This window comes from Pseudomonas lactucae, from assembly GCF_016937615.1.
Classification (GTDB): Bacteria; Pseudomonadota; Gammaproteobacteria; order Pseudomonadales; family Pseudomonadaceae; genus Aquipseudomonas; species Aquipseudomonas lactucae.
Genome location: NZ_JAFHKI010000153.1, coordinates 16,458 through 31,543 on the forward strand (window position 1 = coordinate 16,458; position 15,086 = coordinate 31,543).

The following is a 15,086-nucleotide window of genomic DNA, read 5'->3' on the forward strand; positions in this document are numbered from 1 at the left end:
AAGAGAGGGGGCTCAAATGCCCCAGGCAAAAGGGTCTTGTTCGTCGATCAGCAAGGTGCTGTCGGCGGTCATGTAGGCGCGGCCGGTAATCGAGGGGATGACGCGTTCGCCGTCCCATTCGAAACGGCCTTCGAACTGGCTGCCGGTGATGCTGGCCTGTACCCAGGTTTCACCCTCGGCCAGTTTGCCGTCGGCGGCCAGGCACGCCAGTTTGGCGCTGGTGCCGGTGCCGCAGGGGGAGCGGTCGTAGGCCTTGCCGGGGCACATCACGAAGTTGCGGCTGTCGGCGTGGGCATCGTCGGCGAACAGTTCGATATGGTCGATCAGCGCACCGTCGGCGCCACCGATACCCTGATCTTCCAAGGCCTTGAGCATCGCCCAGGTGTAATCGGTGAGGGCGTCGACATGACTCATGTCCAGCGTCTTGCCGTGCTCGGACACCAGGAAAAACCAGTTACCGCCCCAGGCAATATCGCCATGCACCGTGCCATGGCCAGGCACCTGCACCGGCACATGCTGGCGATAGCGATAGGCGGGCACGTTGCGCAGGGTGACGGCGCCGTCCTCGTGCAAGGTGGCCGCTACCGGGCCCACCGGGGTGTCGAGGGTATGCACGCCGGGTTGGATGCGCCCCAAGTGGTGCAACGACGCCATCAGACCGATAGTGCCGTGGCCGCACATGCCCAGGTAACCGGCGTTGTTGAAGAAGATCACCCCGCAGGTGGCCCCCGGCGTGACAGGCGCGCAGTACAGCGCGCCGACCAGCACATCGTTGCCACGCGGTTCCAGCAGGCAGGCGCGGCGCCATTGATCGTGCTCGGTGCGCAGGGTGTCGAGCTGGTCGGCGATGGTCGCGCCCTTGAGGTCGGGGAATCCGCTCATGACCAGGCGCGTGGGTTCGCCGCCGGTGTGCGAGTCGATCACATGCAGTCGCTTCATAACGAGCTCCAATCAGTGGGTAGCAGGCGACAGCGGGGCGCTGGCACGGGGTTCGTCGACGGCTTCACTTTCATCGGCTTCATGCTCCAGTTGCACCAGGTGCGCCGGTACGCCGGTGGCCGCGCCCCAGTAGTAAATACCCAGCGCGCAGATCGCGACCACCAGCGTGTCGAATGGGTGGCTGATCACGCCGGTACCGCCAAAACTGCCGAGCTTGGACAGCAGGATAGTCACTGCGTAAAAGCCGATCAGCCAGGCCGACGAGCGCACTTGTTGTTTGAGGTTGACCTGCGCTGTCGGCACCCAGCGTGCGCACAGCAGATACACCGCAAACATCAGGATCTGCAGGCCGAGCAGCCACGACACCGTGCTCCAGCCGGACCAATACACAATCAGCGCGGCGATGATGAACGACAGCGGACCCAGCACTGCCATGCCCTTGACCCGGAACGGCCGCGCCATCTCTGGCGCATTGCGGCGCAGCGCGGCGACGGTCACCGGGGCCACGGCGTAGCTGAGGATCAGTGCGGCGGACACCACATTGATCAGCGCTTCCCACGACGGAAACGGCAGGGTCCAGAACACCGACAAGCCAAAGGTCAGCCACAGCGCCGGGCGCGGGATGCCGGATTTTTCATCGATGCGCGTAAAGATCTTGAAGAACGTACCGGTCTGCGCCCAGCCATACACCACACGTGGCGTGGCGTTCATGTAGATATTGCCGCAGCCGCTGGGAGAGATCACCGCATCGGCCACCACCAGGTAGGCCAGCCAGCCCACGCCCAATGCCAGGGCGATATCGCGATAGGGCAACGCCAGTTCCTTGCTGATTCCGGACCAGCCGTTGGCGAGCATTTCTGTGGGCACGCCGCCGAGAAACGCGGTTTGCAGCAGCACGTAGATGGCGGTCGACAACAGTACCGAGAGGATCAACGCAATCGGAATCGTGCGCTGCGGGTTCTTCACTTCACTGGCCACCGAGATGATCGGCGTAAGGCCCAGGTACGCAAAAATCACCCCACCGGCCGAGACGGCCATTTCGATCCCCGACATCCCGAACGGCGCAAACCCGTGCGCCTGGAAATTCGCCGGTTTGAAGAAGGTGAACAGCACGCCGATCACCAGCAGCGGCACGATGAACTTGAACACGCTCACCAGATTATTGGCGATGGCGAAGGTCTTCACGCTGCGGTAATTGAGAATAAAAAACACACAGAGCAGGGCGAACTGCAGCAGCCAGCCCAGAGCGGTCGGGTCGCTGGAACCGGCCTTGGTCAACTCGGGAAACCAGGCCGCTGCATATTGGCGCGAGGCGACCACTTCAATCGCCACCAGGCTGGAAAACGCGATCAGCGTGATAAAGCCCATCAGGTAACCCAGCAGCGGGCCGTGGGAGTACACCGGGTACCGCACCACGCCACCGGCGCGGGGCAACGCCGCGCCCAGTTCGCAATAGACGATACCGAGCAACAGTACGGCGAAACCACCGATCAACCACGAAATAATCCCGGCGGGGCCGGCGATTGCGGAGACGTGGCTGGCCGCGAACAGCCACCCGGAACCGAAGATGGCACCCAACCCGATGAAGGTCAGGTCCATCAATGAAAGCTGTTTCTTGAACTTGCCTTGAGCTGACATAGCGTCGCCTTCTTGTGAGTTATTGGACAGGCATGCAGTGGTCCTATCCTGAAGGCGCAAACCCTGTGGCGATTGATGTTTTTTGCCGGCATTGATGACGAATTCAGCACAGTGCGCGTCGCTCGACAGCGTCCTGGGCATCGGGCAATCTGCTACGCGTCGAGTGAATCAGCAGGGGATACACAGTGATGATGCACAGCGCATTTGCGAGCCTTTGCCAAGGCAGCGAGACGACGCGCCCTCACAGCGTCGAGCAGTTAGTGGCCGGTATGGTGCAGCTGTTGCCGATGCTGGATGTGATCCCCAACGCTGCCATCTTCATCAAGGACCTGGACGCCCGTTACGTCCTCGCCAACCGCACCCTGGTGCAACGCTGCGGCCTCAAACAGCTGCAACCGCTGCTGGGCAAGACCAGCGCCGAAGTGTTCCCGGCGCAACTGGGGCCGGGTTATACCGAGCAGGACCGCCGCGTGCTGGAGCAAGGCATGGTGCTCGAAGACCAGTTGGAACTGCATCTGTACGGCACCCGCGAACCCGGCTGGTGCCTGACCCACAAATGGCCGCTGTACGACCCTGAAGGTCGCATCATCGGCCTGGCGGGTATCTCCGTGGACCTGCAATCGGCGAGCGAAACCCACCCGGCGTATCAGCGGCTGGCGGCGGTGGACGAGCATATCCGCACCCACTTCACCCGCCGTGTCACCCTCGGCGAACTGACGCGCATCGCCGGTATTTCCGTGGCGCAACTGGAGCGTTACTGCAAGCGCGTGTTCCACCTCACTCCCCGGCAAATGATCCAGAAGGTACGGCTGGAACACGCCCATCGCTTGCTGCACAGCGACCTGCCGATCACCGAGGTGGCGTTGCAGTGCGGGTATACCGACCACAGTGCGTTTACGCGGCAGTTCAAGGCTTCCACTGGGTTTACACCGCGTCAGTATCGCCAGGCGACGCAAGGATTGGCCTAGCTGTCGCCATTGCAATGCAACGAATGGCCCGCGTACCCCTCATATGTCTACGAGCAACGTTTCACAACGACAGGTACCAAGCTTATGACCGCGGCTGAAAACAACCATGTGAACTGGCTGGTGGAGCAATCGATGCTGCATGCGGCACGCCAGCGCGCCAAGCTCTATTCCGGGCAGGGCCGGTTGTGGCAACAGCCTTTTGCGCAGACGCGGCCGCGGGATGCTTCGGCGCTGTCTTCGGTGTGGTTTACCGCGTACCCGGCGTCGATCGTGACGCGCGAGGGCGGCACGGTGCTGGAGGCGCTGGGGGATGAAAGCCTGTGGCACGCCCTGTCGAAGATCGGCATCCAGGGCATTCATAACGGTCCGTTGAAGAAGTCCGGCGGCCTCAACGGCACGCGGCACACGCCGACCATCGACGGCAATTTCGACCGCATCAGCTTCGAGATCGATCCGCAACTGGGCACCGAGGCGCAGTTGCAGGCGTTGACGCGCATGGCGGCGGCGCACAATGCGGTGATCATTGACGATGTGATCCCGTCCCACACCGGCAAGGGCGCGGACTTCCGCCTGGCCGAGATGGCGTATGAGGATTACCCCGGTCTCTACCACATGGTGGAGATCCGCGAGGAAGACTGGCCGCTGTTGCCCGAGGTGGCCGAGGGGCGCGATGCGCAGAACCTCAGCCCGCTGCAGGTGGATGCACTGCGCGACAAGCACTACATCGTCGGCCAGTTGCAACGGGTGATCTTCTTCGAGCCCGGCGTCAAGGAAACCGACTGGAGCGCAACGCCCGTGGTGATCGGCGTGGATGGCAAACCGCGTCGCTGGGTGTACCTGCATTACTTCAAGGAAGGCCAGCCGTCGCTCAACTGGCTGGACCCAACCTTTGCCGCGCAACAGATGATTATCGGCGATGCACTGCACGCCATCGACGTGATGGGCGCGAAGATCCTGCGCCTGGATGCCAACGGTTTCCTGGGTGTGGAACGCAAGCTCGATGGCACCGCCTGGTCGGAGAGCCACCCGCTGTCGATCACCGGTAACCAACTGCTCGGCGGGGCGATTCGCAAGGCGGGCGGCTTCAGCTTCCAGGAGTTGAATCTGACGGTGGATGACATCGCCTCGATGTCCCATGGCGGCGCCGATCTGTCCTATGACTTCATCACCCGTCCGGCTTACCAGCATGCGCTGCTGATGGGCGATGCCGAATTCCTGCGCCTGATGCTGCGCGAAATGCATCGCCAGGGCATTGACCCCGGCTCACTGATCCATGCGCTGCAAAACCACGATGAACTGACGCTGGAGCTGGTGCACTTCTGGACACTGCACGCCCATGACAGCTTTCTGTACCAGGGCCAGACGTTCCCCGGCAACATTCTGCGCGAGCACATCCGCGAGCAGATGTATGAGCGCCTGACCGGTGAGCATGCACCGTACAACCTCAAGTTCGTGACCAATGGCGTGTCGTGCACCACGGCCAGCATCATCACGGCGGCGCTGGGTATCCGGGACCTTGATGCGATCACCCCGGCGGATATCCAGCAGATCCGCCAGATTCATTTACTGCTGGTGATGTACAACGCCATGCAGCCGGGGGTGTTTGCCTTGTCTGGCTGGGATCTGGTGGGGGCCTTGCCGCTGGCGGCGCAAGACGTCGCGCATTTGATGCAGGACGGCGACACCCGCTGGATTCATCGTGGCGCCTACGACCTGGTGGACCTTAACCCCGACGCTGAATTGTCCGCCGGGCAGATGCCGCGCTCGAAAAGCCTGTATGGCAGCCTGAACAGTCAGTTGCAGGACCCGGAATCGTTTGCCTCGCAACTGCAAAAAATCCTCGCGGTCCGCCGCGCCTACGACATCGCCGCGAGCCGTCAGATCCTGGTGCCGGATGTGCAGAATCCTGCCCTGTTGATCATGGTCCACGAATTGCCAGCCGGCAGAGGCACGCAAATCACCGCGCTGAACTTCGGCGCCACGTCGATCACCGAAACCGTGAACCTGCCTGATATTGCGGCGGGGATGGTGGTGGATATCATCAATGAGCGGGTGGAAGGCGACCTGACGGAGGAGGGCGTGTTTACCATCAATCTGGACGCCTATGAAGGGCTGGCGCTGAGGGTGGTCAGCACAACCCCGATGTAACACGCGGCCTTCCAGGCGCTGGAGTGCCCTGCGCGGGTGACGCTGCGGCAGGGCATTTGGTCGCAATTTGTTACGAACTCGTAGCCTCAAAGACCCCTATCGCGGTGCAGCAAGAGCACATCACGGCGTTTTGCCACTCCACGTTCATAAAACCGTAACAAGATTGTTGCAGAGTTCCGGAGCCCGAAATCACTAGGATTCTCCTGAATGAAACGTCTGATGAAGTCTGCTGCACTCGCCGTCGCGGTTTCTCTGGGTGCCACTTCGGTGTTTGCTGCCGAAAGCATCCGCCTGACCGGTTCCGGCGCAAGTTTCCCGGCGCCGATCTACCTCACCTGGTTCAAGGATTTCAGCAAGAAAACCGAGGGCGTCACCGTTGACTACCAGTCCAAGGGGAGCGGGGCGGGTGTACAGGACTTTCTGAACAAGACCGTCGACTTCGCCGCCAGCGACTCCGCGATGAAAGACGAAGACATCGCCAAGGTCGCCGAGGGTGTGCAACTGCTGCCGATGACCGCCGGTGAAATCGTGCTGGCCTACAACCTGCCGGGCAACCCGAAGGGCCTGAAGCTGCCGCGCGACGTGTACTCCGACATCTTCCTGGGCAAAATCACCAAGTGGAACGATCCCAAGATCGTCGCCGCCAACCCGGACCTGAAACTGACCGATACGCCGATCACCGTCGTGGTGCGTGCCGACTCCAGCGGTACCACCGCCGTGTTCACCAAGCACCTGTCGGCGATCAACCCTGGCTTCAAGGAAGCAATGGGTGAAGGCAACACCGTCAACTGGCCTGCCACCGACAAGTTCATCAAGTCGCCCAAGAACGATGGCGTGACCGCCACCGTGCGCCAGACCCCAGGCGCGATTGGCTACATCGAATACGGTTTCGCCAAGCTGGCCAAGGTTGACTTCGCCCAGTTGCAGAACAAGGCCGGCCACTACGTGGTGCCGAACGCCGAAAGCGGTGCAGAAGCACTGGCCGCGGTGAAAATGCCGGAAAGCCTGGTGGCCTGGCTGCCGGACCCGGACGGTGCCAAGTCCTACCCGATCACCTCCTACACCTGGATGATCTTCCGCAAGGACAACGGCAACCCGGCCAAGGCCAAAGCCATGCGTGAAATGGTTGAGTACAGCCTGACCGAAGGTCAGAAAATCGCTGACTCGATGGGCTACATCCCTCTGCCAGCTTCGGTAGTCGATCAGGTTCGCAAAGCTTCCGCCAACATTAAGTAAGGCTTGCCAGGTCACGCTCGGCATGGGCGGTCAGCCATGCCGGGCGTGCTTCCTCCCTGTTTCGGAATCAACCCATGAACACTCCTTTTGTCGTACCGGTTAACCCGGACTCTGCGTGCCAGCCACCGTCCACCAAGGACTTTATGGTTGATCGCACCTTCCGTGCGCTTGCACGCATCGGCGTGGTGCTGGTGCTGGCGCTGGTCTTCGCGCTGGTGTTCGAAGTGGGGCGCAAGGCACTGCCAGGTATGGAAAAGCACGGTTTTGACGTGCTGTTCGGCAGTGTCTGGGACGTTAACCAAGGCAAGTACGGCATTTTGCCGGCAATCTGGGGCACGCTGTACAGTGCCTTTATCGCGTTGCTGATCGCCGGTTTCTTCGGTGTCAGCATGGCGATTTTCCTCACTCAGGATTTTCTTCCCGCCAAGCTGGCTGCGGTGTTTCGCACTATCGTCGAATTGCTCGCGGCCATCCCCAGCGTGGTTTACGGCCTGTGGGGGATCTACGTGGTGATCCCCGCCATTCGGCCGCTGACGACCTGGTTGAACACCGAGCTTGGATGGATCCCGTTTTTTGGCACGTCCCTGAGCGGGCCGGGCCTGCTGCCCGCCGCGCTGGTACTGGCGATCATGATCCTGCCGACGATTGCGGCGGTGTCCCAGGACGCGCTCACGGCGGTGCCGATGAAAACCAAACAGGCTGCCTACGGCATGGGTACGACGCACTGGGAAGCGATTCTCAAGGTGATGGTGCCCTCGGCGGCGACCGGCATTTTCGGTTCCCTGGTGCTGGGCCTCGGTCGCGCCTTGGGTGAGACCATGGCCCTGGCGATGCTGGTGGGTAATGCGAACAATATTTCCCTTTCCCTGTTTGCACCGGCCAATACCCTGGCGGCCTTGTTGGCGCTGAACTTTCCCGAAGCCGGGCCGAACGAGATCGAGGTGTTGATGTATGCGGCGTTGGTGCTGATGTTCATCACGCTGCTGGTCAATGTCGCGGGTTCGATTATCATGCTCTACGCCCAGCGGGGGACCAAACAATGACCAACCTCTCCACACCTACCGCGGCGCTGCCCAGCCTGCAGCGCGTTTCGAAGGCCGCGCCCTGCGCAGCCTGGTATTGACCACGCTGGTCTGGTTTGGCGCGCTGCTGGCGGCCGTGCCGCTGATCTCCGTGCTCTATATGCTGATTACCCGAGGCGGTGCGCGCCTGAGCCTTGAGGTGTTTACCGAGTTGCCGCCCACCGGTTTCGAAACGGGCGGCGGCTTCGGCAACGCCATGGCGGGCACCTTTGTCATGGTCGGTATCGCGGCGGCCATTGCCGTGCCGGTCGGCATCCTCGCGGCGGTGTTCCTGGCGGAACTGGGGCCCGACAGCAAGCTTGCGAACGCATCGCGCTTCGCCGCCAAAATGCTCACTGGCTTGCCGTCGATCCTGGCCGGCGTGTTTGCCTACGCGCTGGTGGTGATGACCACCGGGACCTACTCGGCCCCGGCAGGTGGCGTGGCGCTGGCGGTACTGATGCTGCCGATCGTGGTGCTGACGGCCGAAGAGTCGATGAGGATGGTGCCCAAGATCATGAAGGACGCTGCCTACGGCATGGGCTGCACCCGCTCGCAGGTGATCTGGAAAATCGTGCTGCCCACCGGCATGCCCGCAATCCTCACCGGCGTCATGCTTGCCGTGGCCCGCGCCGCCGGCGAAACCGCGCCACTGTTGTTCACCGCGCTGTTCAGCAACTACTGGATCTACCACGACGGCAGCCTGGCTGTCATGAATCCCACGGCGTCCCTTGCCGTGCTGATCTACAACTTTTCCGGCATGCCCTTCGACAATCAGCTTGAGCTCGCCTGGGCGGCCTCGCTGGTGTTGGTGATGATCGTGCTGGTCGTGAATGTCGTGAGCCGTATTTTCGGCAAACCCAAGTATTAAGAACGGGAGCACCTGAATTTTGAACTTACCCAATGCGCAAATAGCCGCTCCGTTTGTTACCCAGTCGCCTGTGGTCATGGACTGCAAGCTGGACAAGATTTTCTACGGCAATTTCATGGCCGTGCGTGACAGCCATGTGCCCATCGAAAAAAACAAGATCACCGGGTTCATCGGGCCTTCCGGTTGCGGCAAAAGTACCGTGCTGCGCAGCCTCAACCGCATGAATGATCTGGTCAAGGGCTTCCGCTTCGAGGGCCATGTGCACTTCCTCGGCCAGGACGTATATGGCAAGGGCGTCGATCCCGTGGTGGTGCGTCGCTACATCGGCATGGTGTTCCAGCAGCCTAACCCGTTCTCGATGAGCATCTTCGACAACGTCGCCTTTGGCCTGCGCCTCAATCGCTACAAGGGCGATTTGGGCGACCGCGTGAAACATGCGCTGCAAGGCGCCGCGCTGTGGGACGAGGTCAAGGACAAGCTCAAGGTCAGCGGCTTGTCGCTCTCCGGTGGTCAGCAGCAACGGCTGTGCATCGCTCGCGCTATTGCCACCGAGCCGGAAGTCTTGCTGCTGGATGAGCCGTGCTCGGCACTCGACCCGATCGCCACTCGCCGGGTCGAAGAACTGATGGTGGAGTTGAAGAAGGATTACACCATCGCGCTGGTAACCCACAACATGCAGCAGGCGATTCGTGTGGCCGACACTACGGCGTTTTTCTCGGTGGATATTTCCCAGGGCACGCGCACCGGCTATTTGGTCGAAATGGGCCCCACTGCGCAGATCTTCGAGAACCCGCGCGAGCAAATGACCGGCGACTACATCAGCGGTAAGTTCAGCTGATGATTGCAACACGTCGTCTGGACTTATCGGCTATTGAGCGCGCACTGCGTGAGCTCCAGCGTCACTTTGCCGCGCTCAGCCGGGACTTTACCGAGCCACGCGACCCGTTGACCGACGAGGTGCTGCAGAACGTGCTCGAGGGGTATGCCCTGATTGACGACTACGTTGCGCGCGGTGTCGACCTGTTCGATCTTCAGCAGTTGAACCTGATGCTGGAGATCAATGCCACCGTGCTCTGCGGCAAGAACCCGGCACGCCGGCAGGAATACGCCCAGCACCTGGCGGCGACCGAAGAACATTTCTTCAACAACGTTGAAGGCGGCATCAAGGATTTGTACAGTTGGTACTGCAAGCATCACAGTGAATCGGTCTGGAAGCGTGCCGCGGGGGTTTACGTGCGGGGCCTCAGCAAGCCGCAGTTGTTCATCGAGGGCAATCACCGCAGCGGCTCGCTGATCGTCAGCTACCTGCTGATGCGCGAGGGGTTGCCGCCTTTCGTGCTGACCCTGGATAACGCCGAGGGCTACTTCAACCCATCCTCGGTTATCCGTAATTCCGCCAAGCATGGCGTCAAGGCGTTGTACGAGTTGCCCAAGATCAAGAAAAAATATGCTGCGTTCCTAGAGAATAACGCTCCAGATCCCATGAAGTTTTTCCTGCACGACACGCCTGCGTCCGTCTATCAGGGCGGTTATCGATGAGAAGGTATTCGGTGTTGCAGACAATCAAACGCGCGTTCAAGCGACCGCGTATCCGTATTTCGTTCGATATCGATGACACGCTGGCCTGCCAGCTTCACCACAGCGCGACCGAACACAGCCGGTTGCCGGCCTGTCTGCATCGTTGGTTGGGCGAACCACTGCGCCACGGCGCCCGTTCGCTGACGCGTGAGCTGCGTCGCCAGGGATGCAGTGTGTGGGTCTATACCTCATCCGGTCGCACCCCGTCCTACATTCGACGTTGGTTGTTGCTGTACGGCATCCACGTCGACGGTGTAGTCAACAGCGTGCGGCATAACCAGGCCCTCACCGAGCGTGGGCTGTCGAATCCGCCATCGAAGTTTCCGCCGGCGTTCGACATCGACTTGCACGTCGATGACTCCGAAGGCGTGCAGCTTGAGGGCTATGACCACGGTTTCCGCGTGGTCGTGGTCGATCCGCAAGACAAACAGTGGGCCCAGCGCGTGCTGGAAGCCGTTGCGCAGGTGCAGGCGCAGTTGGCGCGACAGCAACCGCACCGTTACAAGATGCCGGTGGGGGTGTATTCGGGGCTGACGGTTAACGGTTGAGGGCTGGTGACGCCATTCGTCTAAACCTTGGCACCTGCGGTCACCCGGCGACTCTTATCGTCAAGCGCGGATATTCCGAGCCCAGAACGGAGAGCCAGCATGGATATCGACAAGAACGCCCCCGGAAACCATTCACAACAGGCGGTGACCCGCAATACGGACAACGAGACAGGGCATGATCCAAGGCATGATGAGGATAAAATCCCACTGCCGCCGGATGACGAAGCACCGCTCGAAGAGGATATGTCTGATGTGGAGGCTGCCGAGTCGGTGACGAGCGAACATCCTGAGCATTGATGCCCAGTGCGTAACCACGGTCCCGGCCTTCGCGCCGGGATTTTAGTGTGCGCTGGGCAGAGCGAGGACGATTTTCGCCAGGGTCTGCCGGGCTGTGCGAGGCTGCGACCATTCCTCCAGATGCTTACCTAGCCCTCTGATCTAGCAAGCTTTTTCACCCGTTCGGTGATTCAAGAAAGCTTCCCCGCATCCTTGCATCGAAGCGCCTGGATCTATATATTCCCAACCCTGCAACACGCGCTGCCGCCCGAATGGCGAAACTGGTAGACGCATGGGACTTAAAATCCCCCGCTCGTAAGGGCGTGCCGGTTCGATTCCGGCTTCGGGCACCATCTCTTGTTCCACTGACCGCCAGTAACGTCCGTGGAGCGCTTTAAAACCCGCCTTTTGGCGGGTTTTTTCGTTTTGGGCGTTCTGTCGGTTTCCTGCGTTTCCAGATATGGACCGAGGGAATTTCCCCCCTTATGAATATTGCGAATACGATTAGTAGTGCCCTCGAGTAGTGGCATAGTGCCTTATTTCTTTCTGCGGATGCATGGAAGCATGATCAAACCTCTGTCTTTTTTGCTGCTTTTTACCTTGACCACGGGCTGCCAGAGCCTGAGCCGACCTGCCGATTACGATTCTTCCCTCGTTGGCTTTCGATGCATGATGATCGCCGGTGAAAAACCCTTTGAACGCGCCAATCTGCGCTACATCGAACGGTATGCGGACTATGGCAATGCTACGTGCAAGGCAATGCTGGGCAAGATGTATCAGGAGGGTGGATATGGTGTGGATCAGAATTTCAGCAAGGCGCGAGCGTTGTTCGTTGAGTCCAGCAAGCTAAACCCGGCCAGTAATGTTCTTTTGGGGCAGATGGCCGAGCGTGGTGAGGGCGAGCCGGTGGACTACGCGAAGGCGCGCGAGCTTTATCGCCTCTCCGGCAAGAATGCTGTTTTGCTCCTTGGCAGATTGATGGAGGAAGGCAAAGGCGGGCTGCGCGACTTAGCTGGCGCGCTGGGACTGTATCTGGATGCGAGCGAACATTGCGGTGATGATGCATGGAAAGCAATGAACCGATTGCGCACAGCGGGGCAATCGCTCAATGAGGTGCAGGAGAAACGCTATGAGCGGCTCTGGTTTGGCGGCTTTCGTGGCGAACAAAGCCGCCGTCTGGCGGTTCGGGAAGTGTTCGAGGCGGTCAATGCCACGGGTAAGGTGAAGAACGCGACATTGGCTTATCGTTTTAAATCAGACAGCGGTACACCTGAGGTAACCATGATCAAGGGTACCGGTGATGCCAATGTGGACGGATGGATCATGAAGGCCGCCCAGAGGATATCGATGGGAGACTCAGCGCCGTTGACAAATAGTTCAGGCGTACTGGAAATCAAGGCGCCGCTTGTGATTTCACCTCAAGAGGCTCGTCACGTGAATTGGATATGCGGCCGGAAACCCTGTAGTTGATTGCTGCTAGGCGTTTCGATAAACGCGATAAACGGGACGAATTTATTTGAATAGGCCAATACTCATTATCGCGATAAAGACTCATAAAATAGAATTGCCCCTTTACCCCCTGATTGCCCGGCGTTTGCTTTTGGGGGGCTGGGGAGGGCTGAAAAGCCTGATGTCTCTGGGTCAGACTGGCCGGCAGTAGTGGTAATGTCTACGCAGCACCCTTGGAGCCTGCTCGATGAATCGTCAACGTCCACCTCACTGCGCGGCAGCGCCTTTAGTCGCGTCAAACGCTGAAAGCTCCACCGCCCATCCTCCTATTTGGCATCGCGGCCCGGATTTACTGACCTTTGGCAGCACGGGTGCGGCCATTCTGGGTTTCTGCTTTGTGGTGCTATGGTTGTTGCCGGGCTTAGTGCTGACGATTTTGCTCCTTCTCGGGTTTGAAGCGATGCAAGGTGAACCGAGCAGCGATGAGTCGAGTTTCACGATGTCGACGCTCATTCTAATGCTGATTGGTTGTGTTGTGCTCATGGGGCTGGTCTTTGCGTGGATCTTCTCTGCCGCTAGAGTGCTGGCTTTCACGTTCGACGAAAACAAACAGCTGCTTACCCTCACTGTCACCCGTCGCGGCCGTAAACCCACCGAAGTGCAGGTGCCATTTGACGACATTATTTGTATTAGCCCTTACGTGTTAGCCAGTTATGACCGTGATGGCTATTTTAGTGTCGTGTGTCAGGGCCCGAGGGATAAGGAGTTTGAATATCGATTGGCTGAGGGTACTTCTCTGGAAGAAATGGAGTTTCACACAGCTTGGTTGCGGGGAATAATTGGCTTACGGATGCATGATGTACTGAATCTGGACAAATGAACTACGACGTCGCTTGATACCGATAAACGTACGATAAACGGGGCCGATTTATTTAAATGGGCCGATACTCAATGGTAGTAAGAGGATAAATAAATTCGTCCCCTTTACCGCTTTACCGGTCCCCGTTACACCGTCCCCTTTTACACCAAACAGGCGAGGTTCGATTCATTGAGCATGGGCTTGCTTTCTTTGTCCAACCTTTCAATCGCTGTTGCTCTGTAGGAGGGAATGATGAAAACGGTCAAAGCCGGTGTTTTGGAAATCGCCTACCTGGAGGTCGGTCCGGTAGACGGGACCCCTGTCGTGTTGCTCCACGGCTTCCCCTATGACGTGCATGCCTTTGATGATGTCGCCCACATCCTGGCCTCGGCTGGAAAGCGATGTTTCACGCCTTACCTTCGTGGTTATGGTCCCACTACATTTCTGGATAAACAGACAATGCGCTCTGGAGAGCAGGCGGCGATAGGCGCCGACTTGTTGGCTTTTCTCGACGCGCTGAACATCGAAAAAGCTGTACTTGCAGGTTATGACTGGGGGGGAAGAGGGGCTTGCATCGTCGCTGCGCTATGGCCGGAACGGGTAAAGGGTTTGTTGAGCTGCGGTGGCTACAGTATTCAGAATATCGCTCAAGCGAACCAACCTGTTTGCCCTGAGGCTGAGCACCTTCTTTGGTACCAGTACTACCTTCACGCAAGCCGTGGCCGCGCTGGATTGACCGCGAACAGAAAGGCGTTCTGCCGCTTGCTTTGGCGCATGTGGTCGCCGACCTGGGAGTTCACCCAGGAGGCGTTTGAAACAACCGCCGCAGCGTTTGAGAACGACGACTTTGTGGACGTGGTAATACACTCCTACCGTCATCGTTTCGGATTGGTTGAAGGCGATCCAGCCTATCGGAACATAGAATCCCGGCTTGCCGCGCAACCCAAGATCGCGGTGCCGTCATTGGTTCTCGAGGGGGAGGCCGATGCGGTTGATCCACCTGCCGATCACGATCCATTCGCAGCTTATTTTACCGGGCCGTATCGCCGGGTAATCCTGGAAAACATCGGCCACAACGTGCCCCAGGAGGCTCCAGAAAAATTCGCCGACGGGGTCTTGAGCCTTGCTGATTGAAGCTATGCAGCCGATGCGTCGACCATTGCGCCTTGGATTACGCCAAAAACAGTCACTGGAGGCCCGCCGCATCAGCGTCGATGCCCACGAACCGCAGTGGGTGGGAAGCCGAACCTGTCACGAAAACGCACGGCAAATTGCGACGGCGTCTGGTAGCCGACGCAAAGCGCTATTTGCATGACGGTCTGCGCGGATGATTGCAGCAGTTGCAGGGCAAGGGTCATGCGCGCATCGATCAATAAGCGACTGAACGTGGTGCCTTCTTCCGCCAGCCTGCGCCGCAGCGTGGCTTCGCTGAGCGCAAAGGTGGAGGCGACGTCCAACGCACTCCAGTCGTTTGCCAGGTCGCTGGCGATCAGTCGCCGCACTTTGATCGCCATC

At 59.5% G+C, this 15,086-nt stretch carries 14 protein-coding genes, 1 tRNA gene and 1 pseudogene; 13 read left to right on the forward strand and 3 right to left on the reverse strand.

Annotation, left to right across the window (positions count from 1 at the left end):
• Positions 1–12 precede the first annotated feature (12 nt).
• Positions 13–939, reverse strand: coding sequence for a 4-hydroxyproline epimerase (locus JWR98_RS24475; protein WP_205491443.1), 927 nt, complete (start codon positions 937–939; stop codon positions 13–15).
• Positions 940–951: 12 nt separating this feature from the next.
• Positions 952–2,577, reverse strand: a complete 1,626-nt coding sequence (locus JWR98_RS24480) for an APC family permease (protein WP_205491445.1) — start codon at positions 2,575–2,577, stop codon at positions 952–954.
• Positions 2,578–2,765: 188 nt separating this feature from the next.
• On the opposite strand from JWR98_RS24480, the gene JWR98_RS24485 reads away from it, so the two are divergent.
• From JWR98_RS24485 to JWR98_RS24545, 13 genes and pseudogenes are all read left to right on the forward strand, one after another.
• On the forward strand, positions 2,766–3,545 hold the full coding sequence (locus tag JWR98_RS24485) for an AraC family transcriptional regulator (RefSeq protein ID WP_078733338.1): 780 nt from the start codon (positions 2,766–2,768) through the stop codon (positions 3,543–3,545).
• Between the two features lie 84 nt (positions 3,546–3,629).
• Positions 3,630–5,693 (forward strand): maltose alpha-D-glucosyltransferase, encoded by a 2,064-nt coding sequence (treS, locus tag JWR98_RS24490; protein ID WP_078733337.1) that lies wholly within the window; start codon positions 3,630–3,632, stop codon positions 5,691–5,693.
• A gap of 207 nt (positions 5,694–5,900) precedes the next feature.
• A complete protein-coding gene (gene pstS / locus JWR98_RS24495; RefSeq protein WP_003174158.1) occupies positions 5,901–6,929 on the forward strand; it encodes a phosphate ABC transporter substrate-binding protein PstS in 1,029 nt (342 codons plus the stop codon).
• 74 nt (positions 6,930–7,003) lie between these two features.
• Positions 7,004–7,972 carry a phosphate ABC transporter permease subunit PstC gene (gene pstC, locus JWR98_RS24500; protein WP_205491446.1) on the forward strand — a complete coding sequence of 323 codons (969 nt, stop codon included), beginning with the start codon at positions 7,004–7,006 and terminating at the stop codon, positions 7,970–7,972.
• Positions 7,969–8,861: pseudogene (pstA, locus tag JWR98_RS24505) on the forward strand (phosphate ABC transporter permease PstA). Before pstC ends, pstA begins: the two are co-directional and overlap by 4 nt.
• Before the next feature lie 76 nt (positions 8,862–8,937).
• Positions 8,938–9,699, forward strand: coding sequence for a phosphate ABC transporter ATP-binding protein PstB (pstB, locus tag JWR98_RS24510; protein WP_010210300.1), 762 nt, complete (start codon positions 8,938–8,940; stop codon positions 9,697–9,699).
• Positions 9,699–10,400, forward strand: coding sequence for a hypothetical protein (locus JWR98_RS24515; RefSeq protein WP_003174154.1), 702 nt, complete (start codon positions 9,699–9,701; stop codon positions 10,398–10,400). Before pstB ends, JWR98_RS24515 begins: the two co-directional genes overlap by 1 nt.
• Positions 10,397–10,987, forward strand: a complete 591-nt coding sequence (locus tag JWR98_RS24520) for a hypothetical protein (protein WP_205491447.1) — start codon at positions 10,397–10,399, stop codon at positions 10,985–10,987. Before JWR98_RS24515 ends, JWR98_RS24520 begins: the two co-directional genes overlap by 4 nt.
• Before the next feature lie 99 nt (positions 10,988–11,086).
• Complete coding sequence (locus tag JWR98_RS24525) at positions 11,087–11,284, forward strand: hypothetical protein (RefSeq protein WP_078733334.1); 198 nt, start codon at positions 11,087–11,089, stop codon at positions 11,282–11,284.
• A gap of 245 nt (positions 11,285–11,529) precedes the next feature.
• Positions 11,530–11,616, forward strand: a tRNA-Leu gene (locus JWR98_RS24530).
• A gap of 211 nt (positions 11,617–11,827) precedes the next feature.
• On the forward strand, positions 11,828–12,733 hold the full coding sequence (locus tag JWR98_RS24535) for a tetratricopeptide repeat protein (RefSeq protein WP_205491448.1): 906 nt from the start codon (positions 11,828–11,830) through the stop codon (positions 12,731–12,733).
• 226 nt (positions 12,734–12,959) lie between these two features.
• Entirely contained in the window at positions 12,960–13,592 is a 633-nt protein-coding gene (locus JWR98_RS24540) for a hypothetical protein (RefSeq protein WP_205491449.1), read from the forward strand.
• 228 nt (positions 13,593–13,820) lie between these two features.
• A complete protein-coding gene (locus JWR98_RS24545; protein ID WP_205491450.1) occupies positions 13,821–14,705 on the forward strand; it encodes an alpha/beta fold hydrolase in 885 nt (294 codons plus the stop codon).
• A gap of 71 nt (positions 14,706–14,776) precedes the next feature.
• Here the strand turns inward: JWR98_RS24545 and JWR98_RS24550 are convergent.
• The coding region (locus JWR98_RS24550) for a helix-turn-helix transcriptional regulator (protein ID WP_205491451.1) at positions 14,777–15,086 on the reverse strand (310 nt) is incomplete at its 5' end.

Bases quoted from the DNA above. Each gene is read 5' to 3' on its own strand.
- JWR98_RS24480 (WP_205491445.1), bottom strand. From the start codon at position 2,577: ATGTCAGCTCAAGGCAAGTTCAAGAAACAGCTTTCATTGATGGACCTG.
- JWR98_RS24535 (WP_205491448.1), top strand. From the start codon at position 11,828: ATGATCAAACCTCTGTCTTTTTTGCTGCTTTTTACCTTGACCACGGGC.
- JWR98_RS24475 (WP_205491443.1), bottom strand. From the start codon at position 939: ATGAAGCGACTGCATGTGATCGACTCGCACACCGGCGGCGAACCCACG.
- treS (WP_078733337.1), top strand. From the start codon at position 3,630: ATGACCGCGGCTGAAAACAACCATGTGAACTGGCTGGTGGAGCAATCG.
- JWR98_RS24525 (WP_078733334.1), top strand. From the start codon at position 11,087: ATGGATATCGACAAGAACGCCCCCGGAAACCATTCACAACAGGCGGTG.
- JWR98_RS24485 (WP_078733338.1), top strand. From the start codon at position 2,766: ATGATGCACAGCGCATTTGCGAGCCTTTGCCAAGGCAGCGAGACGACG.
- JWR98_RS24520 (WP_205491447.1), top strand. From the start codon at position 10,397: ATGAGAAGGTATTCGGTGTTGCAGACAATCAAACGCGCGTTCAAGCGA.
- JWR98_RS24545 (WP_205491450.1), top strand. From the start codon at position 13,821: ATGATGAAAACGGTCAAAGCCGGTGTTTTGGAAATCGCCTACCTGGAG.
- JWR98_RS24540 (WP_205491449.1), top strand. From the start codon at position 12,960: ATGAATCGTCAACGTCCACCTCACTGCGCGGCAGCGCCTTTAGTCGCG.
- JWR98_RS24515 (WP_003174154.1), top strand. From the start codon at position 9,699: ATGATTGCAACACGTCGTCTGGACTTATCGGCTATTGAGCGCGCACTG.
- pstS (WP_003174158.1), top strand. From the start codon at position 5,901: ATGAAACGTCTGATGAAGTCTGCTGCACTCGCCGTCGCGGTTTCTCTG.
- pstC (WP_205491446.1), top strand. From the start codon at position 7,004: ATGAACACTCCTTTTGTCGTACCGGTTAACCCGGACTCTGCGTGCCAG.
- pstB (WP_010210300.1), top strand. From the start codon at position 8,938: ATGGACTGCAAGCTGGACAAGATTTTCTACGGCAATTTCATGGCCGTG.